The organism is Candidatus Thiosymbion oneisti, assembly GCF_004359955.1.
GTDB lineage: Bacteria > Pseudomonadota > Gammaproteobacteria > Chromatiales > Chromatiaceae > Thiosymbion > Thiosymbion oneisti.
Window position 1 is genome coordinate 1 of sequence record NZ_SMSC01000045.1, and the last position, 21,441, is coordinate 21,441.

Below are 21,441 nucleotides of genomic sequence, written 5' to 3' on the forward strand. Positions count from 1 at the left end.
GGACGGGCGATTCCTGGCTTCGGCATCTTCGGATAACACGCTGCGCTTGTGGGACCCCGCCACCGGCCACATGCTCGGCATCCTCGTCGGGGGCCGGGACGGGCTCTGGGTCGGCTGCCAGGTAGATCCGGGGCGGTGCCGGCGTTATGACGACGGCACCCTGCTCATCCGCCGGGACAAAAAAAGCGGCCGGATAAGGCCGGTCTCGCTGCCCGCCGGCTTCGGACCGGTCGAGTTGGTAATCGAGTCGGTGCGGCCAGACGATGGAAGCGCCGAGTCCGGGCTGTCGCCCCCCGTCTTATCGCCAGGCGACGGGGAATCCGTCCCGGTTATCCTGCGAGTGCGTAATCCAGGCCCGGAGACTGCCTACTGGCTGCGGATCTATCAGGAGCGTGCGGACGGGGACCCCTTTCTGTTCACACCACCGCCGCGGCGGCGGGTCCGGCTGGGTCCCGGCGAGATCTGGGAAGCCAAGGGCGCGGTTTCTTATCTGGCGGCCGGTTCCAAGCCGCAGAGTCAGGAGGGGAAGCTGAAGCTGCGCTTGGAGCAGGCCCATGGCGAGCCTGTCTCGCTCGAGTTCCTGGTCCTTGGCCGGGCGCCGGAACTCACGCTGGTCGGAGAACCGGAGCAGACTGCGGGCGATGTGTCCACGCTGACGGTCCAAGTCCGCAACACCGGCAAACAGGCGCTTCAGGAGGCCGAGTTTGAGGCCCGAATCAGCAATCAGATCGGCGGCAGCGACAGACAGTTGGCCCAGGTGACCGAGGATACAATCCCCGCCGGCCAGGAGATTGCTCTCTCCTTCGCCCTGCCCGAGGCTATGGAGCTGAATGAAGACAGCCGCCTGAGTCTGATGGTCCGGGAGCTTTCCTACCCACCCCATGACTGGGCCTTTCCGGATCTGCCCATTCGCCTGGCCACACCGCCCTGGCAGCGCTATGCCGGGCTCATGGCCCTGTTGCTTGCCTTGTCGGTCCTGCTCTGGTCGCTGCGTCAATATACCCACCCCCTGACCCGGCGGCTCGCCGCCGAGCCTGCCCTGCTGCCCCGGCTGGGCCTGGGGCAACTGGATCAGGCCCGGCGGCTGCTCCGGCGTACCCGGCGCCTGGATACTGTCCTGGCGGCCAACGGCATCCACGGGCGTTGGCTCGACCAGGCCCTCAGATTCCGGCAGGAGCCTACCGAGGAGCGGATCAAATGGCTCGCCCACCGCCTGGGCGCCGATTGGCAACGCATGGAAGGTCTGGGCACGGATGGGGCCATCGAGCGGTTCGACTTGAGGCTCGGTGAGGATTTCCCGCTCAATCTCAAGACCTGCTCGGTAGTCTTTCCGCCCGCTGATTGGTCGGAACAGGAGATCCTGTCCGGCCTGGCTAGAAGAGATCAGGGGAGAGATGGGGGGGACGGGGATCAGATATGCCTGGTCCTGGCCGGGAATCCGGGACAGCAGGCGGATCTCAGTGACCGCTGCCGCACCCCGGACAACTGGCTGGTGGCGCCCCGGGACGCGGAGCTGAGCGAACTCCTACTCGATCCCGAGCCGGTGGAGGCCTGTGCCAGGCTGATCGCCGGCTATGTGAAGGTGGCACGCATCTCGCCCTACCAGACCCGGCTCGGGGTAAAGAAGGAGGGCACCTTTTTCGGCCGCACCCAAATCATCTCCGATATCCAACACCGGGGACCCGCCAACTATCTGTTGGTGGGCGGGCGCCAGCTTGGCAAATCCAGCCTGCTGCTGGCCTTGAAGCGCCGCTACGACCAGGACGCTGGCGTGGATTGCCGCTATGTCTCCGTGGGCCAGGCCAGCATCGAGTCCAGGCTGGCCCGGACGCTCGGGATGCCGACGGATTCGTCCCTGGCGGCGGTTCTGGACCGCCTGGGGGAGATAGCGACCGGCAAGCGCCGCCTGCTGCTGCTCGACGAATCGGATGTCTTTGTCCGACAGGACGCCGCACGCGGCTATGCCTGTCTGAACGGCTTCCGGAGTCTGAGCGACGAGGGCCGCTGCCAGTTCATCCTGGCCGGATTCTGGAGCCTCTACCGCTCGGCCAGCTTCGATTACCAGTCACCGATCAAGAACTTCGCGGAGACCATCGGTATCGGCGCCCTGGAGCCGGAGGCCTGTCGGGAGCTGGTGGTCCGACCCATGGCGGCCTTGAATCTGCACTACGCCTCCGACGCGCTGATAACACGGATCCTGGATCTCGCGGGCGGCCGGGCGAATCTGATTGCCATCATTTGCGACCGGATGCTGCAGGGCCTGGGCCTGGCCCAACGGGAGCTGACCGCAGCCGATCTGGAGCGGGCCCTGGAGAGCCGCTCCCTGCACAGCGCCCTGGAGGGCTGGGGCAGCCTGACCGGCGATGAGACCTCCGACCGGCTGGACCGCGTGATCGTCTACGGCCTGATCGAGCAGGCGGAATTTACCCTCGCCCAGGTGCTGGATCTATTGACCGGGCTCGGCTACGAGGCCGCGCCGGAACGGGTGAAGGAGTCCCTGACCCGGCTAGAGCTGGCCTTTCTCATCGGCCGCAGCCAGGACCGCTTCCGGTGGCAGGTGCCCCTGTGGCGGGACCGGGTCCGCGCCGAAGAACCCCGGCGGATGCTGGAACGTGAGCTGGAGGCGATCGGGTCGGGCTGACGGGATTGCGCCCGTCAGCCCTCCCACACCACCGGACCTGCGGTTTTCCGCATCCGGCGGTTGAGCCCAGCAGGCTTAGAGGCTGTCTAAAAACTAAGAGACTGTCTAAAAAGGGACCGTAGGCCGTAGGCTGGGTTGCGGCCAGGGACGACCAAAACCCAGCAATAACCACAGCTGGGGTTCGTTCCTCACCCCAGCCTACCGATTTAAAATCAATGGGTTAGTTTTTAGACAGCCTCTTAACCAAACTCCACTAGCGAGATGTAACGCACTACCCGTGGGCCTACCGGCAGCCGAGGTTTCCATTGCCCTGAAGAATGCAGGATACTTGCCCCCAAGCCCCTGAAGTGGGCTGTTGTGGGACTACCCATATGGACTGATGGCCGGAAGCTGGTAGCCGGCGACTGGAGGTCGATCATGAGGATGAAGCGTTCGCCCCTGTGGCGTAAGTTGCTGCTGGTGCCTCCCATTGTGCTCGGGGTGCTCGCCTTGCTGTGGATCACCGCCGGCAAGGAACCGCCGGCGACGGCCCAGCGGGGCGAACCGACGCGCACGGTGCGGGTCATCGAGGCCCTGGAGCTGGATCTGATTCCGACCGCCGAAGGCTACGGCCCGGCGCGTCCGGCCCGGGTCTGGGAGGCGGTGGCCCAAGTGAAGGGACGGGTGATCCGGATCCATCCCCGCCTGCGCGATGGCGAGATCCTGGCGGAGGGGACGGAGCTCTTGCGCATCGATCCCGTGGACTATGAGCTGGCCCTGGCCGAGACCGAGGCGGAGTTGGCGGAGCTTAGGGTGCAGGAGCAAAACGCCCGCGCCTCCTTGGCGATCGAGACCCGCAACCTGGCACTCGCCCAACAGGACCTGGAGCGCGCGCGGAGGTTGGTCCAAAAGGGAACCACCTCCAAGAGCGCGGTGGACGAAGCGGAGCGATCCGTGCTCGGGGCCAGCGCCGCGGAGCAGAATCTCAAAAACACCCTGGCCCTGATCCCGGCGCGCAGAAAGGTACTCCAGACCAAGAGCGCGCGCGCGGAACGCGATCTGGTGCATAGCCTCATCCGCGCCCCCTTCGACCTGCGGGTGGCCGATTTGAAGGTAGAGGCCGACCAGTTCGTCTCCGTCGGCCAAACCCTGTTCGCGGGGGATGCGGTGGACCGGGTGGAGATCGAGGTCCAGGTGGCCATGTCTGCCCTGCGCCGGTTGTTCCTGGACCGGCCGGAATTCAAGCTCGACCCGGCGCGGCTGCGTGAGCAGTTGACGACCATGTTGGGTTTCTCCCCCCTGGTGCGGCTGGACTTGGGCAACCACCAGGCTGAATGGGAGGCTCAGTTCGTGCGTTTTGACGACGCGGTGGACGCCCAAACCCGTACCATGGGCGTGGTCGTGGCGGTAGATCGCCCCTATGACAAGATCATACCCGGCTACCGGCCCCCCTTGTCCAAGGGCATGTTCGTGCAGGTGATATTGCGTGGCAAGTCGCACCAGGCACGCATCCTGGTGCCGCGTGCGGCCGTCCGCGACGGGGCGGTGATGGTGGCAGACCAGGACCACCGTCTGCGCCGACGCCCGGTAACAGTGCTGTTCAGCCAGGGACAGATCTCCGTTATCGAGCAGGGGCTTACGCCCGGCGAGCGGGTCTTGGTCTCCGACCTGGTACCGGCGGTGGAGGGCATGTTGCTGCAACCCATCATCGATAAGGAACTGGTTGCGGTACTCGCCGCCGCGGGGGGAGACGGATCGTGATCGCCTGGTTCGCCCGCCATCCCACGGCGGCCAATCTGCTCATGGCCGCCCTCATGATCCTGGGATTGACCAGAATACCGGACCTACAGCGCGAGACCTTTCCGGAGATCAAGAACGACCAGGTGGAGATCCGCGTTCCCTACCGGGGGGCCACGCCCGACGAGGTGGAAGATGCCGTCTGCCGGCGTTTGGAAGACGCCCTGGAAGGCATCTCGGAGCTCGACGAGTTGCGCTGCGAGGCCCGCGAGGGCGTCGGTACGGCAACCGCCGTGATGCGCGAAGGCGCGGACATGACGCGCTTCCTGGACGACGTGAAGTCCGATGTGGACGCCATCGACGATTTCCCCGACCAGACCGAACCGCCGGTAGTCACGGAGCTGGGTCGTACCGAGCCGGTGGTTTCGGTGGCCGTGACCGGCCCCGAGGACCCGGTGGCCCTCAAGGCCTACGCGGAGGACCTCAAGGACCGGCTGCTGGATCTGGATGAGATTGCCGAAGTCACGGTCAGCGGCTTCTCCGACCACCATATCCGCATCGAGATCCCGGCCTGGCGCCTGCGCCAGTATGGGTTGTCCACCGATCAGGTTGCCGATGCGCTGCGTCGGCATAGCGTCGGCAGCCCGGCGGGGCGCCTGGAAGGCGGCCCCGAAGACCTGCTGCTGCGCTTCGATGACCAACGCAAGCACGCCGATGCCTTCCGCGACCTAGTGGTCATCTCGGGCGCTACCGGCGCGGCGATCCGCCTCGGGGAAGTCGCCGCGATCAGCGATCGCTTCGACCGCGACGAGGAGGCGATTCTGTTTAACGGCCGCCGCGCGGCGGTGCTCGATATCGCCAAGACCCGCGCCCAGGACGTGCTGGTGGTACTGGCTACGGTGAAGGACTTCATCGCCGCCGAGCATGCGCGGGCCCCCAAGGGCATCGCCTTGACCCTGACCCAAGACCGCGCCTCGGTGGTTCAGGACCGTCTGGACCTGCTGGTGCGCAACGGGGCCCAGGGGTTGCTGTTGGTGCTGCTGGTGCTTTGGTTGTTCTTCGGCATCCGCTACAGCCTGTGGGTCACCCTGGGCCTGCCCGTCTCCTTTCTCGGCGCCCTCTTCATCCTGCCCCTGGTGGGGGTGACCATCAACATGATCTCCATGGTGGGCCTGTTGATCGGGATCGGGCTGCTCATGGACGACGCCATCGTGATCGCCGAGAACATCGCCGCCAGGATGTCCCGGGGCGACGCTCCCATGCACGCGGCCATCGAGGGGGCCAAGCAGGTCCTGCCGGGGATCCTCTCGTCCTTCGCAACCACGCTCCTGATCTTCGGCTCCCTGGCCTTCATTACCGGAGAGATGGGTCAGGTGCTGCGGATCATGCCCATCGTGCTCATCCTGGTCATCTCGGTCAGCTTGGTGGAGGCCTTTCTCATTCTGCCCAGCCATCTGGGTCACTCCCTGGCGCACATGAAGCGGAGCACCCCATCGCGTTTCCGAGCCGGCTTCGAGCGCGGCTTCGAGCGGTTCCGTGAGCATAGATTCGGACCCTGGCTCGATCGCGCCGTGGACTACCGGTACCTCACCCTGGGCTTGATCGTCATGCTCCTGATTCTGGCGCTGGCCATGCCCGCGGGGGGTAAGCTCAAATTCGTGCCCTTTCCCGACCTGGACGGGGACCTGGTGGAGGCCCGGGTACTGCTCCCCCAGGGAACGCCACTGGCGCGTACCGAACAGGTGGTCGAGCGGTTGCTGGCGGCCCTGGAGCGGGTCAACCAGCGCTTCAAACCGCGCCAGCCCGGGGGCCAGGACCTGGTGCGCAACCAGGCCATCATCTTCGGCCAGAATCCCGACGCCTACGAGAATGGTCCCCACGTGGCGCGCGTGGTCGCGGACCTGCTGGGCACCGAGCTCCGCAACGCCTCCCTGGACGAGTTCCGCAACGCCTGGCGGGAGGAAACCGGCGACCTGGCCGACGTCATCTCCATCAAATTCACCGAGCCTGTCCACGGCCCCGGCGGCCGCGCTCTCGACCTGCGGTTGCTCGGCTACGACCTGGATCGGCTCAAGGCCGCGTCGGCTGAGTTCCAGGAGTGGCTGCTGGGTTTCGCGGGTGTCCTGGACCTGAGCGACGACCTGCGTCCCGGCAAGCGTGAGTACCGCTTGCATCTCAAACCGGGCGCGGGTGTGCTGGGATTGGACGCCAAGACCGTAGCCGATCAAGTGCGCGGGGCCTTTCAGGGCATCAAGGTGGACGAATTTCCGGTGGGACCCGAGTCCTACGAGGTGAATCTTCGGCTGGTGGCCGCAGATCGTATCGGACCCGAAAGCCTGGAGGATTTCACCATCATCGGCCAGAAGGGTGCGCTGGTCCCCTTATCGGTGGTTGCGGATATCGAAGAGGTGCGCGGCTGGGCCCGGATCCACCGGATAAACGGCCAGCGCGCCGTCAGCATCCAGGGGGACATCGACCGCAGCCTGGCAAATGCCCAGGAGCTCTTGACCCTGGCTGGTTCGGAGTTCGTACCAGGTCTGCTCGAACGCTATCCGGAGCTGCGTTTTGAGGTGGAGGGACAAGGCAAGGAGGCGGCCAAGACCAGCTTGTCCATCGGCCGCAATGTCCTGCTCGGGCTGATCGGCGTCTATATGCTGCTGGCCCTCCAGTTCCGCGGCTATCTGGTCCCCATCACCGTCATGCTGGTCATCCCCACCGCGCTCATCGGGGTGGTGTTCGGGCACCTGGCCCTCGGGCTCGATCTCACCTTGCCCAGCATCGTCGGTATGGCCTCCCTATTCGGCGTCGTAGTCAACGACTCCATTTTGCTAGTCTACTTCATCCGCGCGGCCAGAGCACACGGCATTCCGGTACCCCAGGCGGCCAAGCAGGCAGGAAGGGAACGCTTTCGGCCCATCCTGCTGACCTCCATCAGCACCATCGCCGGCCTCACCCCCCTGCTGTTAGAGAAGAGCCTCCAGGCCCAGATCCTGATCCCCTTGGCCGCCAGCCTCGCATTCGGCCTCGCTACGGCCACCCTCGCGGCCCTGTTTCTGGTCCCCGTCGCCTATGCGATCCTGGATGATTTCGGGTGGTTGGGAGCGCTTGATTCGGCGGATGATCGTGAGACGGTTTGAACCGCAAAGGCGCAAAAGGTAGGATGGGCTGTATCCATTTCGAGAGCCAGATGGAAGTTCGCCGTAGTTGTTCGCTAAGTCGTCCGCGGATCTCAACTCATCGTTTCCAGGTGTGTTGATGGAGCGGGGCGAGCGCATATAAAGTCTTTCAAAATCAATGATTCCAGATAAATTGTAAAATATCAGCAGGGAGAAATATGGTATGCAATTACATGACATCTTACTCGATATTCATGCTCTTGAAGAAGAATTGCTTCGGTTTGAGCGGAAGTATGGCATTCGTTCTGAAACATTTTATGCAGCCTATGTTGCTGGTGAAGAGCCAGATGATGACGCATGGGTGCTTGATTTCGGAGAATGGGCAAGTATCTACAAGACATGGCTCACACGTCAAGCCGAGTATCGTGACGAAGTTCACCACATTCAACCACACCCCCAGAGTTTGTCAGGGCTTATCCGAATTGCCGCATGAGTAATCCATTGCGCACACCAGATGATTACGAGTTATTTCTGTATACCATTAGGGAAACGTATCCAAGCATTCACCATTCAACACTCACGTTTGTCCGAAAGGGCGCGTTTTTAGGTCGGGTTGCCAGAGAACTTTGGTTTGATCGTCAGATTCGTCTCGTCGTTCGGAAGGGCTGAGTGGTGTATCGACGATCTCCCGTGATGATGACTGGTATGGCTGTTTGGCAAGGAGAAAAACCATGGGTCTGATGCGGGCGCGCCAGGCTGCGTTACTGGCGCGGTGATTGGCGCGCGTCACCCGACTTTTAAAGTGGAGCTAACGTTGTGTCGCCTGGCCTGACCCACGACCGCTGGACTCCTAACACCCCGACCATATGAAGCGACCGGATCAATTTTCAATCCAACCTGGAACCACTCCCGTGGCCGAGGTAGAGATTGCGCGAGATTGGGCCAAGGAGCGCGACACGTCAACAACGCGCCAGCGCATCATCGATCGGCATCATCCGCCGTCGAAAGAATGGATCAGAATTACAAGTCCTTTTCCCATTATTTGCAGCCTATAACGCAATAATAGCTGCGTACTTCATTTAACTTGTTGTCGGTATTCACCACCAACAATGCGTCGAAATAAAGACTGATTAGCCGTGAAGAGCTTACCTGAGTCACGAGTAAACAGGTTTTGCTTAACGAATAACCTGAAATCGGATCATCGAGTTCAACTGCCGATGTGTCCTGAATATGGATTACTGGTTATTTGCACGCATACCCAATCACCACGCCGGATGAGGGGCAACAATAGAGCAGATCTCAATTTCGTGTTTTGATAAGTTGGAAAGCGGGAAAGGGACCAGGACAACCGATCCTACTGAAGGTTGCGACCATGCTTCATCTTCCTCTGGTCTTAACCAATCCCTTGCCAGGCTGGACTCGGATAGCATCCTTGTTTTCAAGGGTCTCCGTCAGTGGCTCTTCGAACTGTGGGCAAGAAAACTCCTGCATGCCTTTTATCTTGTCCGGTTCAGTAAAGGCGGATCTTTCGCCCTTATCGTCTATAATGAAAGTAGCTTCTACAGTGAATCATTTTAAATTCCTCATTGTTTTACTACCACCATTCTTTGGGTCTAGATAACTTTAGCCTCTGCAACCGCATGCTAAGGTTATGTTATGCAAGGGAAAAACAGGTATTTCAGGCGTTCACACATCTCGGAAGCGAAATTCAGAATGATTGTACGCTATTTTGCGCACGATTTACCGGCCTCCAAAATCGCCGAACTGAGTGGTGTAAGCCGCCCTACGATTAATCAATTGTGATTGAAATTACGCATCAGAATAGCCCAGGTTTGTGAAGCTTCATCACCCTTATCCGGTGAGGTTGAAGTCGATGAATCTTATTTTGGCGCACGACGCGTTCGTGGGAAGAAGGGTCGTGGAGCACGGGGTAAAACGATTGTCTTCGGGATCCTGGAGCGGCAGGGGAAAGTCTACACGGAAATCGTTCCAGACGCCTCCAAAAAGCAGCTACAGGCTGCGATCCGGGGCCAGGTAGCCCTCGATAGCATCATCCACTCGGACGGCTGGAGGGGCTATAATGGGCTCGTCGACGTGGGTTACAAAAAACATTTCCGCGTGCATCATGGCAAGCATGAATTTGCCTGCGGTAATTGCCCTATCAATGGCATTGAATCATTCTGGTCGTCTGCCAAACGAAGACTTGCGAAATTCAATGGTGTTCCCCGACAAACATTTCATTTACACATCAAGGAATGTGAGTTTAGATTTAATCATCGAGCGGAAAATCTCTATGATAGAATACTCACTCTACTGAGAGAAAACCCACTCTAAAGTTATCTAGACCCTCCCGGTGGCTGCTCGCAAGAGGATGAGGCCGGTGACCGGAGGCCCGCGCCGACACCGACCTATACCTATACGGACTCCGCCGGGCGGATCTCGGACCTCAAGCGGCCTGTGCTGCGGGTGGAGCCGACGGCGGAGTTCGGGATCGATTTCGTCCATGAAACCGGGGCGGCCGGAGACAAGTTGATGCCCGAGACCATGGGGCCCGGTTGTGCTCTGTTCGACTATGACGGGGACGGCCGGCTCGATGCATTGTTCACGGATGGGCGGCCCTGGAACGACCGGTCACGACGCCCGATCGCACGGCTCTACCGCAACGAGGGCGAGCGTTTCCGGGAGGTCACCTCGGATGCGGGTCTGGACTCGATCTTGGGGTATGGCATGGGGGTCGCCGTCGCTGATTACGACGCGGATGGTGATTCGGATCTGGTCGTAACGACGGTCACCGGAACCCGGTTGCTGCGTAACGATGCCAGTGTCCTGGTGGATGTGACGGCAGCCACCGGGCTGGAATACGGCGTACCGGAATGGGCGACGTCCGCGGCCTGGCTCGACGTGGACCAGGATGGGTGGCTCGACCTCTTCGTCGCCCACTATGTGCAGTGGAGCCCGGAGACGGACATCTTTACGACGCTGGACGGCACCAACAAGTCCTACGCAACGCCGCAGGTCTACGGGGGACTTGATAACCGCCTATTCCGTAACCTGGGGAATGGCCGGTTTGCCGATATAAGCGCAGAGGCAGGATTGGTCTCGGGAGAAAACAAGGCCCTCGGCGTGGTCGTACTCGATGTCAACGACGATCGATTTCCGGATCTGTTCGTTTCCAACGATACGGTCGCTAACAAGCTCTACGTCAACGACGGCAAAAGCCTTGCCGATCTGACCGGGGCACCGGTCAGTGAAGCGGTGGTCGGGCGCTGTGTAGCCCTCGGTGACATGGACAAGGATGGCGATCTGGATGGGCTGGTGTCGGTCAATGATGGATCACCCTTGATCCTCCGTAACGAGACCGGTGGAACGCGCGCGGTCCGGATCGACCTCAGGGATCCCAATAGCGGCAACCTCGAGGCGCTCGGGGCAGAGGTCGTGCTCAGCGGCAATGGTTGGTCGCGAAGCGAAACCGTACGGGCACGTGGGTCTTATCTGGGACACAGCCCCTATACCTTAGAGGCTGTCTAAAAACTAACCCATTGATTTTAAATCGGTAGGCTGGGGTGAGAAACGAACCCCAGCTTTGGTTATTGCTGGGTTTTGGCCGTCCTTGGCCGCAACCCAGCCTACGGTCTATGGTCCCTTTTTAGACAGCCCCTTACATTTCGGAGTACCGCGCGACGCCGGGGATGAAGTCACAGTCCAGGTCCGTTGGCCGGACGGTACCTTCGAGAAGAGGGGCGTGGTGCGGGTCGGGGGTTATTACCGTATCCGGCGACACGCCGAGCTGACCACCATCAGACAGGGGTGAATGATGAACCCAAGTACCAGGTTTTTGGTCTATGTAACCTTGCTGGGAGGGTGGTTGCTGGTCAGCGGATCCGCCGCCGCCTTCACCGTGTACAGCACCACGGAAAGCTTCATGGGAGCCGGCACCTTTTATGGTCCGGGGAGGCTTCCGGACTCCGTGCTCTTCGACGTGAGGATCCGCAACGTCGCTTTCACCACGGCGGCGACCTTTGTGACGCCCTTCTTCAATAACGGCGCGCAGGAACCCAACGTAGAGGGGGAGATCGCGACCTCGTCCAGCCCGGATAGATTTTTCAGTGCGGACGTGGGACCCTTCGAGCTGAACGGTATTCCGTTTCTGGTCGGGATCGGTGCCGGTGGTGTCCACCAGGGCGAGCAGATCTCTGTGCTCTTGGACGGCCACACCATGATTATGACGATGGACATCGTCTTCGACATGGGTATCGGGCCTGCGGGTATCGTGGCGGCCCCCTTCTACGGCACTACAGGAGAGGTGACGCTGCCACATCCCTACGCCCCTGTTTCCGGCGATGATCCGAAATATGGCGTTCACTTCCGATCGCGATTTTGTAACTCCGTTTTGGAATAACGGTGGGGAGGCCTCGAACATTGCGGCCGAAACGGACTTTCCCCCGGTGGACGGCCGCCTGTCCGACGGGACCCTGATCAATGAGAACGTGGATCTGGGGACCTTCACACTTGCAGACACGCGTTTTCTGTCCGCTGTCGGTGAAGGTGGGGAGTTCTCGGGTCAGCAAGTGACGGTAACAATGGTCGATGGCAACCTGGTCATGGTCATGGACCTGGTATTGGACCTGGGCATCGGACCGCGGGGTGTCATCCGGTTGCCCTTCTACGGTACCACCGGGACGCTCACCATCCCGGGGCCGCACGTGACGACCGGCGGTCTGGTCGGACCGAAACAAGTCGGTCCGCTACAAACGGGTGAGACCGTTTCCGGGCGGATCGGCGATTTCAACGGTGATGGGTATATCGACGGGACGCTGGTGGCGGTCGGCGTAATGCCCTTGTCCTCTCCGATCTATCCCGGCCAGCCCTATGCCCTTTCTCGAAACTTCGAGACCGACATTCACATCGATGGACTCGTACATGGGTCGGCCAAAGACGTCAATAAGGCATATGGTTTCCTACCTGATGAGGGCGTGACGCAATGACACATTTTTCATCCGATACCTTCGCGTTCCTGAACGATCTTACCGGTTTTCGGGATAAGCAGTGGTTTGATACGAATCGCCCACGCTATGAAGCACACCTGCTAGGACCGATGCGTTCGTTGGTATCCGTAATCGGCGCTCAGTTGAGAGAACAAGTGCCGGATATGGAAATCCGACCGCAAGTCAATAAGTGCATCACACGTATCAACCGGGATATGCGGTTTGTGCGTGGGAAGAGCCCTTACAAGGATCATATACTGGCACTCTTCTACCGCGAGGGACGCAAGAAAGAAGACCCCCAACTGTTCGTCGGTATCCAACCGACGGAGGTCTGGGTGGGCCTGTACCTATCGCCCCCCTTTCTCGCCCCCGACTCTGCTGTCGCAAAAGCGATACAGGAGCGTCCGAATGAAATCGTTACGCTCGGTAGAACCATGGGCATCGGTGGGGATCTGATGCTCGGAAGCTGCAGCCGTTACGGTGAGATCGAGAACAGCATGAACGGTGGCGATGCAGAGCATTACGTCACGGGGCCGCATCTCTGCGCGATGAGAGTCTTTCCATCGAGTGAGGTTGTGGCGGATCCGGCCAACTTCGTCGAAGAGGCGGGGGGGATACTCACGCGTCTCGTTCCCTTGTGGCGGGCCTATCTCGAGGGTATATAAATGCGAGTTATCGTGCTGATGTCAAGTCCCGCCAGATTATAGACACCTTCTGGGGCGTCAGCGTCTTGAGGTTAGAAACGCCGTGGCGGCGCAGACAGCGGTCCAGGCCGGAGCGGGAGACCTCAGAGTGAATGAACTCCACCAGCAGGTCATCGAGCGGTAGCAGCAAGGTCTTACGCAGCTCCACCACCACCAGAGCCGGGGTGAGGGTGGTCTGCAAGCGGTGCGGCGTGTGGCAGCCGTCGGCAACCCCGTCGTCACGGTGCTTCCAGCGGCGGATCCTATTCTCACTCACACCCAGTTCAGCAGCCAGTGCGTGACGGACTGGGTTGACGCTTGGATGTAAGGGCGAGTCTTCGGGGTCGTGGTCGCATTGGCATGTAACCTGGATGTTCATGGCGTTTGCTCCGTCGCAGCGGAGGCTACAAGTAACTCCAGAATCTCTCTGGCACGCAACAATGACCCAATTTTAGATCCTATGCAATCATCCGGGACCCAAAAACTAAGGAAAGCAGCCCGGCCCGCCTCCACATTGTGATCGGTCCGGACCTGTGAGCGAGATGGCCCAGAACACCGATACGACCCAGGCCGCCGACCCGTCGGAGGCACCGCCTCCCATGGCGTCGAAACCCGGTCGCCGGTTCTGGTTGCGGGTCCCGTTCACGCTCCTGTTGCAGGCGGTTCTGCTGCTCCTGCTGGTGGTCTTTTGGGTGCTGGGCACCCAGAGTGGGCTGCGGTTTGCCCTCTCCCTGGGGGAGGAGCTGGCGCCGGGCCTGCTCCAAGTGGAGCGGGCCGATGGTCGTATCCTGGGGGATTTGCACCTCGAGGGCTTGAGCGTTCGGCCCCCCGGCGTGGAGTTGAGGTTCAGCAACCTGGATCTGCGTTGGAGCCCCCTGGCAGCCCTGACCGGGACCCTGCGGATCTCCGAGCTCAGCGCGCGGGAGCTGGACATCGCCATCGCCCCTTCCGAGGACGAAGAAGCGGCGTCCGGTCCTGTCGAGCTCCCGGAGCTCCTGCTACCCCAGGGGCTCGAGCTGGCGTTGGAGCAGGCGTTGGTCGGGCGGCTGAGCATCAGTACTTTGCATGGGGACACCCTGCATGAGGATTCCCGCTTCCGTATCGACCGTATCGGGCTGGCCGCGCACTGGTCGGGCACTCAGGTCGCCCTAAAGGGGCTGACCCTCACCCTTCCGGAGCCGCAGTTGCAGGCCGATGCCCAGGGCGAAGTGGACCTGACCGGCGACTATCCGTTGGCGTTGGGACTGACCTGGAAGCTGGCCCGGGAGCCGGCATTAGAGCTGGCCGGCCAGGCGACGATCGGCGGTGATCTCGATACGCTGTACGTGGAAAACAATCTGACGGGGTCGGTTCAGGCCGAGGTCCGGGCCCTGGTCCGGGGGGTCCTGGATCGCCTGCGTTGGGCGGGCGAGGTGCGTATCCTAGGCGTCGATCTGCCCGCGCTCCAGGCCGACCTGCCGGTGCTGGATCTGAGCGGAACACTGACCACCGGCGGCGACCTCGACAATGCCCGGGTGCAGGGAAACCTGACCGGTGTGGTCCCTGATCTGCCTGACGTCGGACGGCCTCAGGCCAAGCTGGACGTCCGTTGGCGGGACGGGGCTCTTGACATCGCGGATCTCAAGCTGACCGAGAACAAATCCGGTGCCCGACTCACCGCCGGTGGGGAGTTGGACCTCTGGGACCCCGCGGGCAAGGTCGATCTGCAGGTCACCTGGGAGGGGCTGCGCTGGCCCTTGGTCGGGGAGCCTGTCACCGTGGTCGAGCAGGGCGATCTCCGGGTCCAGGGGGCCCTCGACAAATTCAGCTATCGGATCTCTTCCGAGGTGTCGGGCCGCGATTTCCCCGCGGCGCAGCTACGGCTCACGGGGAAAGGCAATCGGCAGGCCGCCCGGATCGACAACCTGCGGATCGACACCCTGGACGGAAAGATCGAGGCCAAAGGCCGGGTCGCCTGGTCGCCGGAGCCGAGTTGGGCCTTCACCCTGGTGGCGGACGGGCTCGATCCCGGCCGGCAATGGCCCGAATGGGGCGGCGTTTTGGACGGACGCATCCTGAGCAAAGGCGAGCTCAAGGATGGGGGGCCCGAGTTCAGTGCTCAGATAGCGTCCCTCACGGGCAAGCTGCGGGGCTATCCGGTGGACGCCGTCGCCGGGATACGGATGCAGGGTAGCGAACTCCGGGTCGATGAGCTGCGCGTCGCCTCGGGCCCCAATAGCCTGAAGGCCGTCGGCTCGGTGGGCGAGCGGCTGGACCTGGCGTTGAACATCGATGCGCCGGATCTCAAGAGCCTGCTCCCCGACGCCCAGGGCAGCATACAGGCGGATGGGGCCGTAACCGGCACCCTCGCGACCCCGGCGGTGAGTCTCGATCTGATCGCCGATGGTGTCGCTGTAGCGGGGCAGAGCATTCGGGGCCTGAAAGGTACCGCCCAGGTCGATCTGGCGCCGGGCGGTCCGGTAAAGATCGACCTCACCGGACAAGACCTGGTAGCGGGGGGGATGGTCTTCGGCAGTCTAAGCATCCAGGGCAAGGGTGACATGGGCGCGCACCGCCTGTCCGCGCAGGTCACCGGCGCGCCCTTGGCGCTGGACTTCGAGGCTAGCGGCAGCCTGAAAGGAGATAATGCCTATGTGGGTCGACTGGAAGGATTGGCGCTACGCACCCAAAAGTTCGGTAACTGGCGGCTACAGCAGACCGTTCCGATCGATCTGGCCGGGGCGCGGATCAGCGCAGGTCCGCTCTGTATCCGCGAGGAGGCCGGCTCAGGGGGCTGCGCGCGCTTCACGCAACAGGAGGCGGGGCGCTGGAACGCGGCGCTCGATCTGGACCGTCTGGCCTTCGATCTGTTCAAGGGATTCATTCCCGAAGATTTGGTCTTAGCGGGCGCGGCCAGGGCCGAGGCCGACTTTCAAGCAGCAGGCGGGATACTCACAGGTACCGCCGGAGTGCGGGTCGTCGAGGGGAAGCTCACCACCCTGCATGGCGGGCACCCTGAACAGCTGGACTTCACGTCCGCGCAGCTCGCTGTCGACGCGGGGAAGAAAGGCCTACGGGCCAAGCTCGCGGTCCCCTTGACCGGTTTGGGCAAGCTGTCCGCCGATGCCTCCCTGCCCGGTTGGAGCCTGAACCAACCGGCGCGTCCGCAGCAGCCCTTGCGGGGGGGCGTGCAGGCACGGATCAAGGATTTGGGTATCGTCTCGCGCCTGGTTCCGGACATCACGCATGTGACCGGAAACCTGAAGGCGGATTTCAAGCTCGGGGGAACCTTCGCCAAGCCGGGGCTCAGGGGCGCCGCCCGGCTGGCGGGCGGGGGGCTCCAGGTACCCTTCATCGGCCTCAAGGTCGCGGACCTGACCTTCGACGCCCAGGCCAAAGGTCTCGACCGCATCGAGTACCGCGGCGGCCTTAAGGCCGGACAGGGCCGCCTGGAGATCAAGGGCAGCACCCTGCTGGGCGCCGAGGGTCCGATTACCCGTATCGGCGCCCAGGGCAAGCGGCTCATGGTGGCGAATTCCAAGGAGTATTTCGTCCTGGCCTCACCCGACCTCCAGGCCGAGATCGGGCCGACGGGAGCCAAGCTAACCGGTACGGTGACGGTGCCCGAGGCCCGCATCCGGCCCCGCAACCTCCCCGCAGGCATAGCTTCGCCGTCGTCGAACGTGGTCATCCTCTCCGAGATGCAGGGGAGGCAGTCCCGTTACGCTACGAACATCGACCTGCGCCTGGTGCTGGGCGAGCAGGTGACCGTCGATGCCTTCGGTCTGAAAGGCGCCATACAGGGCGAGCTGGCCGTTCTCCAGACACCGGGAAAAGAACTTCTGGGGGACGGCAAGTTGGAAATCGTCGAAGGCACCTACCGCATCTCCGTCGTTGGGCCCCTAAGTGCGGACGTCGGCACCCCGCTGACCATCGAGCAAGGGTTCCTGAGCTACGCGAAATCGCCCATCGACAACCCCCATCTGATCCTCACGGCCCAGCGCGAAGGGGGAGATATCACCGCCGGCCTGCGAGTCTTCGGCACCATCAAAAACCCGAAGCTGACCTTTTTCTCCGCGACCGATCCCGGTATGTCCCAGTCGGAAGTCACCAAATACCTGGTGACCGGCATTCCCCCCAAGCGCAGCGGCGAGGGGCAACCGGACCAGGCCATCTCCTTGGGCACCTATATCGCGCCCAAGGTGTTCGCGGAGTATGACTACAGCCTGGGTAACGAGTCCGATAAAATCAAGCTGCGCTATGACCTCAACGACTGGATCGAGCTGCAGGCCGAGACCGGCGACGCCCAAGGCGGCGACATCTTCTTCACGCTCGAGCACTAGTACCCAGTTTCAGCAAGATTTTCCGGCAAAATCAGTCTCTGTCATCTCGACCGAAGGGAGAGATCTTTGACGATAGCTCCTAATTGTTTTACATCTATTTATTATCCGGTTGCCCTGGTATTTGCAGGGGTCCGAAAACGCCTGCGCGGTTGTCGTGCTAGACTAGTTTACAACCGGTGCCGTGCCTCGGTTCCATACCTGTCGCCTATGGATTTTGTGGAGAGGAGAAGTCATGGCCGAGCTGCTTGACCGTCTCATCCGGGATCACAAACACCTCTTGCGCGTGCTCGATCTGCTCGACGACCTGTTGGACCGGTTCCACGCGGGCGGCGAGCCGGATTACGAGCTCCTGTGCGAGCTGCTGGAGTACATGGAGGACTATGCCGATCAGGTCCACCATCCGAGCGAAGAGGATATCTTCGACCGGCTCCGAGCGCGCAGCAACGAGAAGTATCCGGTACTGGATCTGTTGAGTAACCAGCATCAGCTGCTCAGCCAGGTCAATAAGCGTTTTTGCCGGTCGTTGGAGGGCATCATGCACGAGGAGGTCTTGCGGCGGGACCAGGTGGAGGTCCAGGGTCGCGAGCTGGTCAAGACCTTGCGGGAGCATTTGGACCTGGAGGAGCGCGCGGCCTTCCCGCTGGCGCGGGAACGCTTGTCCGCGAGCGATTGGGACGAGCTCCGCTCAACGGCGTCCGGCGAGCAGGATCCCTTGTTCGGCGAAGCAGGACAGAGGCGTTTCCAATCACTGCTTCGGTATCTGGCGGATTAGGATCGGACGTGAGGCCTCCGGTCCGCCTCGGATCTAAGCGGGCCACTCTCGTGATGTCCAAGCAGAAGACCGGATTCCGCCACGGCACGCCCCATGCGTTGGGGGTGCTCCTGATCAACCTGGGCACACCGGACGCCCCGACGGTGCCCGCGGTGCGGAGCTACCTGGCCGAGTTCTTGAGTGATCCGCGGGTGATCGAGCTGCCCCGGGCCCTGTGGTGGCCGATCCTGCACGGCATCATACTGCGCCTGCGCCCACGGCGATCCGCCCGGTCCTACCGCGCCCTGTGGACGGCCCAGGGCTCGCCGCTGCTGGTCATCGCCCGGCGTCAGGCCAAGGCCCTTCAGGAGCGGCTCGACCTACAGCTGTCGGGGCCAGTGCGGGTGGCGCTCGGGATGCGCTACGGCAACCCCTCGATCGCCTCGGCGCTGGCCGCTCTCCGGGACGCGAACGCCCGCCGCATCCTGGTGCTGCCACTCTATCCTCAATACTCGGCGACCACCACGGCCTCCGGCTTCGACGCGGTTACCGCCGAGCTCTCGACCTGGCGCCGGCTGCCGGAGCTGCGCTTTGTCAACCAGTACCACGACGAGCCGGGCTACATCGCCGCCTTGGCACACAGCATCCGTGCCTACTGGGCCGAACAGGGTGAGCCCGACCGGCTGCTGTTCTCCTTTCACGGTATCCCGCGGGACTACCTGCTGCGCGGCGACCCTTACGGCTGCCAGTGCCGTAAGACCGCGCGCCTGACGGCCGAGAATCTCGCGCTCGCCCCCCAGCGTTGGCAGCTCGCCTTCCAGTCCCGGGTCGGTCGCAAGGAGTGGCTGCGGCCCTACACGGAGGAGACCCTGATGGCCTGGGGCCGCGAAGGCGTGAAGAAGGTCCATGTCGTCTGCCCCGGCTTTGCGGCCGACTGCCTGGAAACCCTGGAGGAGATCGCCGTGACGAACCGGGATCGCTTCCTGACGGCCGGAGGTGAGGCGTTCGGCTACATCCCGGCCCTGAACGACCGGGCCGATCACCTAGAGCTGCTGACGGCACTGGTCCTGCGGCATGTTACGGGTTGGCCGCAGGCGCAAGGGTAGGCCGTGGCTGACCTGTAAGATCACCCGGTTCGATTCGGTGGGCACAGCCCACCCGACAAGATCACCCGATCCGGTAGGCGTCCCAACCGGCATACTTGATACCTGCGGTGGTCGGGATCATAAAGTCTCCGCGTCCAAATCAACCGTTCGTCCATTAGGCACCATGTCAAAGCCGGCCGCCCGAATCGGCGGTCCACATACTTGCCCCCATGTCGATCCCGGCCCGAAACCGCATGTCGGGGGACCAATCCTAGTGAGGCTCCGCCTCAGACCGACGAGGCGTGACCAACCGCACCGAAGAACCACGGATAGACACGGATAAACACGGATCACAATCCGTGTTTATCCGTGTCCATCCGTGGTTCAAAGGATTTGCGATTCCCGCCCAACAAGAGACAGAAATGTTTTTATGCAGCGCACAAAGTTGACTCATTTGTAAAGATGCAGGTCCCTCAAGGAATCCTAGTGAGGCTTTGCCTCAGAATATCTCCTTTTCTTCAGCTTCCTAAGAAACTCTTCAGTTTCAAATATTCTGAATTCAGACAAAATTACCCCGTTTGGCTTTGGCGTCGCGAATACCACGCTTTATGCTGAGATTTAGTTCGTCGTCATCTCTTATTTCCGCCATCTCCAATTCATCTGCATATTCATGCTCTTCAACATATCGAAGGATTACCGTTTCGATAAAGTTCGAAATGGGGCGATTGTTATGCTCTGCAAGACCAATGAATTTTCTATATACTTGGTCATTCAGTTCTAATGTGACTGTTTTGGGCATCTTTTTTCTCCATGTTGAGCCATAGTATTTACCGACCTCGCTGCTTTGCACCGCATTGCCAACTCTCAAACTTCTGACGGCTAACGGCTTGGCTCAGGCACCCAATGCCGCGTGGCACTGAGCTTGAAAGTTGCTGAGGAGCCGGACCGCGGCATTGGGTCGCTTGCAGCCGAATGTTAGGCGAATGAGCTGTGAAAAACGACCCATCAATTGAGCCTGGCCCCTTTACTGTTTGATTTCTACTCATAGCTTGCTATTTTCTCCTTACATAACTTTTGAGTTAAAGTCTGTAACTCTTGTACTCGCTCTGCTAGCCAATTAAGCTCTTCTTTTGTGATTGTATAACTTGGTTTATAGCGCGCATCCACATAGGCTTTACGAAGTAACTTGAACCTTTCTTTTTCTTCGTCCGTAGAACGCGGAAATATAGACAAGAACCTTGGCTCTATGCTTGATACTCTTTGACCTAATTTTTCTAAATCATGCGTACTTGGCTTGTAGCGAGTGAATACAAGCAATATTGTCCCATACAAACATTCGGTAGCCTGATGAAGATAAAATGCTGCCTTACTATGATCAGAACGTTGACTTGCATGATTAACGTCAATAAGAAAACTTCTAGCATTATTAAACCAATATTCAAAATCCTCCTCAGCTAGTTTTTTGCGCTCAAAGCCTGTAATCTCTTTTGGCTCTGCTAATTCAAATTTACCCGAGTCATATAGAAGGACGCCTTCCCGCAAAATATCAATATAAAAATACTGGCTTTTCCTCAGCCGCCGATTTACAAACTAGATATCTTCGGCAATCAAACTGATTGGAGTTCGGTGGATAGTTTTGGTTAAGCGTTGAGCAAGTTGACTGTTTTGCTCAATTTTGCTGGCTTGGCGGGGTGTTTCGGTAATAACAAGAAGATCAAAATCGCTTTGATAGCGATAGAGAAGCGTTTCTGGATCAAGGTCTTCTACCCAGTTACCACGGGCATAACTGCCGAACAATATGAGCATTTCGAGATCGATTTCTTCTCGAATGATCTCGATAACTCGTTGTAATTCCTGCTGTTTCTGTTCTGGCAGGTGATCTAATGCTGTTTTCATGCTCCTATGATAATCCCTATTGAGATTTGTTCATAGTATACAAAATGGGTGTCCTTCTTTTTCCAATGTACAAGTGTGACCGCTTGGTGGAGGAATGATAGCAGAAAACGTGGTCTGTCCCTGAGGTATCCCCACATTATTGCAATCTAAAAAACGAGTTATGGAGCGAATGAGCGGCCACGATGCCCTGATGGCTCGTTCCCAGGCTCTAGCGTGGGAATGCCGTTGTGGCCGCTCCAGCGGCCA

The 21,441-nt window shown here is 60.6% G+C and carries 15 protein-coding genes and 2 pseudogenes; 13 read left to right on the plus strand and 4 right to left on the minus strand.

What is annotated here, in order from left to right:
- The 10 genes and pseudogenes from E1958_RS20540 to E1958_RS18430 all read left to right on the plus strand — a co-directional run.
- On the plus strand, positions 1–2,641 hold a 2,641-nt coding region (locus E1958_RS20540; protein ID WP_166664697.1), incomplete at its 5' end, for an AAA family ATPase.
- 417 nt (positions 2,642–3,058) lie between these two features.
- The gene (locus tag E1958_RS18390) at positions 3,059–4,381 is read left to right on the plus strand and encodes an efflux RND transporter periplasmic adaptor subunit (protein ID WP_133513167.1); all 1,323 of its coding nucleotides are present in this window, start codon (positions 3,059–3,061) and stop codon (positions 4,379–4,381) included.
- On the plus strand, positions 4,378–7,494 hold the full coding sequence (locus tag E1958_RS18395; protein ID WP_133513168.1) for an efflux RND transporter permease subunit: 3,117 nt from the start codon (positions 4,378–4,380) through the stop codon (positions 7,492–7,494). Before E1958_RS18390 ends, E1958_RS18395 begins: the two co-directional genes overlap by 4 nt.
- Positions 7,495–7,696: 202 nt before the next feature.
- Positions 7,697–7,966: a hypothetical protein gene (locus tag E1958_RS18400; RefSeq protein WP_133513169.1), complete on the plus strand. Its 270-nt coding sequence runs from the start codon at positions 7,697–7,699 to the stop codon at positions 7,964–7,966.
- 1,163 nt (positions 7,967–9,129) lie between these two features.
- A pseudogene (locus tag E1958_RS18405) lies at positions 9,130–9,807 on the plus strand (IS1595 family transposase).
- Positions 9,808–9,930: 123 nt separating this feature from the next.
- A complete protein-coding gene (locus tag E1958_RS18410) occupies positions 9,931–11,001 on the plus strand; it encodes an FG-GAP repeat domain-containing protein (RefSeq protein WP_133513170.1) in 1,071 nt (356 codons plus the stop codon).
- Positions 11,002–11,083: 82 nt separating this feature from the next.
- Entirely contained in the window at positions 11,084–11,284 is a 201-nt protein-coding gene (locus E1958_RS18415) for a hypothetical protein (RefSeq protein ID WP_133513171.1), read from the plus strand.
- Positions 11,285–11,872 carry a hypothetical protein gene (locus tag E1958_RS18420; RefSeq protein WP_133513172.1) on the plus strand — a complete coding sequence of 196 codons (588 nt, stop codon included), beginning with the start codon at positions 11,285–11,287 and terminating at the stop codon, positions 11,870–11,872.
- Entirely contained in the window at positions 11,826–12,458 is a 633-nt protein-coding gene (locus E1958_RS18425; protein WP_133513173.1) for a hypothetical protein, read from the plus strand. The genes E1958_RS18420 and E1958_RS18425 overlap by 47 nt, the downstream gene beginning before the upstream one ends.
- Positions 12,455–13,123, plus strand: coding sequence for a DUF2461 family protein (locus E1958_RS18430; RefSeq protein ID WP_133513174.1), 669 nt, complete (start codon positions 12,455–12,457; stop codon positions 13,121–13,123). Before E1958_RS18425 ends, E1958_RS18430 begins: the two co-directional genes overlap by 4 nt.
- Before the next feature lie 46 nt (positions 13,124–13,169).
- Here the strand turns inward: E1958_RS18430 and E1958_RS18435 are convergent.
- Positions 13,170–13,465: pseudogene (locus E1958_RS18435) on the minus strand (IS481 family transposase); the annotation flags it as partial.
- Positions 13,466–13,683: 218 nt separating this feature from the next.
- Between E1958_RS18435 and E1958_RS18440 the strand changes: the two are divergent.
- The 3 genes from E1958_RS18440 (at position 13,684) to hemH (ending at position 19,320) form a co-directional block, all read left to right on the plus strand.
- Positions 13,684–17,463, plus strand: a complete 3,780-nt coding sequence (locus tag E1958_RS18440) for a translocation/assembly module TamB domain-containing protein (RefSeq protein WP_133513176.1) — start codon at positions 13,684–13,686, stop codon at positions 17,461–17,463.
- 232 nt (positions 17,464–17,695) lie between these two features.
- Positions 17,696–18,235 carry a hemerythrin domain-containing protein gene (locus tag E1958_RS18445; RefSeq protein ID WP_089725044.1) on the plus strand — a complete coding sequence of 180 codons (540 nt, stop codon included), beginning with the start codon at positions 17,696–17,698 and terminating at the stop codon, positions 18,233–18,235.
- 53 nt (positions 18,236–18,288) lie between these two features.
- Positions 18,289–19,320, plus strand: coding sequence for a ferrochelatase (gene hemH / locus E1958_RS18450; protein ID WP_133513177.1), 1,032 nt, complete (start codon positions 18,289–18,291; stop codon positions 19,318–19,320).
- A gap of 538 nt (positions 19,321–19,858) precedes the next feature.
- Here the strand turns inward: hemH and E1958_RS18460 are convergent.
- The 3 genes from E1958_RS18460 to E1958_RS18470 all read right to left on the minus strand — a co-directional run bounded on the left by E1958_RS18460 (position 19,859) and on the right by E1958_RS18470 (position 21,195).
- Positions 19,859–20,098 carry a CopG family transcriptional regulator gene (locus E1958_RS18460; protein ID WP_089723931.1) on the minus strand — a complete coding sequence of 80 codons (240 nt, stop codon included), beginning with the start codon at positions 20,096–20,098 and terminating at the stop codon, positions 19,859–19,861.
- Between the two features lie 239 nt (positions 20,099–20,337).
- Complete coding sequence (locus E1958_RS18465) at positions 20,338–20,841, minus strand: HEPN domain-containing protein (protein ID WP_165741847.1); 504 nt, start codon at positions 20,839–20,841, stop codon at positions 20,338–20,340.
- A gap of 48 nt (positions 20,842–20,889) precedes the next feature.
- Positions 20,890–21,195: a nucleotidyltransferase domain-containing protein gene (locus tag E1958_RS18470; RefSeq protein WP_133513179.1), complete on the minus strand. Its 306-nt coding sequence runs from the start codon at positions 21,193–21,195 to the stop codon at positions 20,890–20,892.
- Positions 21,196–21,441 lie beyond the last annotated feature (246 nt).

What these genes read in the sequence shown, in the direction of transcription:
- E1958_RS18430 (WP_133513174.1), top strand. Translation starts at nt 12,455, where the DNA reads ATGACACATTTTTCATCCGATACCTTCGCGTTCCTGAACGATCTTACC.
- E1958_RS18460 (WP_089723931.1), bottom strand. Translation starts at nt 20,098, where the DNA reads ATGCCCAAAACAGTCACATTAGAACTGAATGACCAAGTATATAGAAAA.
- E1958_RS18420 (WP_133513172.1), top strand. Translation starts at nt 11,285, where the DNA reads ATGATGAACCCAAGTACCAGGTTTTTGGTCTATGTAACCTTGCTGGGA.
- E1958_RS18390 (WP_133513167.1), top strand. Translation starts at nt 3,059, where the DNA reads ATGAGGATGAAGCGTTCGCCCCTGTGGCGTAAGTTGCTGCTGGTGCCT.
- E1958_RS18425 (WP_133513173.1), top strand. Translation starts at nt 11,826, where the DNA reads ATGGCGTTCACTTCCGATCGCGATTTTGTAACTCCGTTTTGGAATAAC.
- E1958_RS18445 (WP_089725044.1), top strand. Translation starts at nt 17,696, where the DNA reads ATGGCCGAGCTGCTTGACCGTCTCATCCGGGATCACAAACACCTCTTG.
- hemH (WP_133513177.1), top strand. Translation starts at nt 18,289, where the DNA reads ATGTCCAAGCAGAAGACCGGATTCCGCCACGGCACGCCCCATGCGTTG.
- E1958_RS18440 (WP_133513176.1), top strand. Translation starts at nt 13,684, where the DNA reads ATGGCCCAGAACACCGATACGACCCAGGCCGCCGACCCGTCGGAGGCA.
- E1958_RS18470 (WP_133513179.1), bottom strand. Translation starts at nt 21,195, where the DNA reads ATGAAAACAGCATTAGATCACCTGCCAGAACAGAAACAGCAGGAATTA.
- E1958_RS18400 (WP_133513169.1), top strand. Translation starts at nt 7,697, where the DNA reads ATGCAATTACATGACATCTTACTCGATATTCATGCTCTTGAAGAAGAA.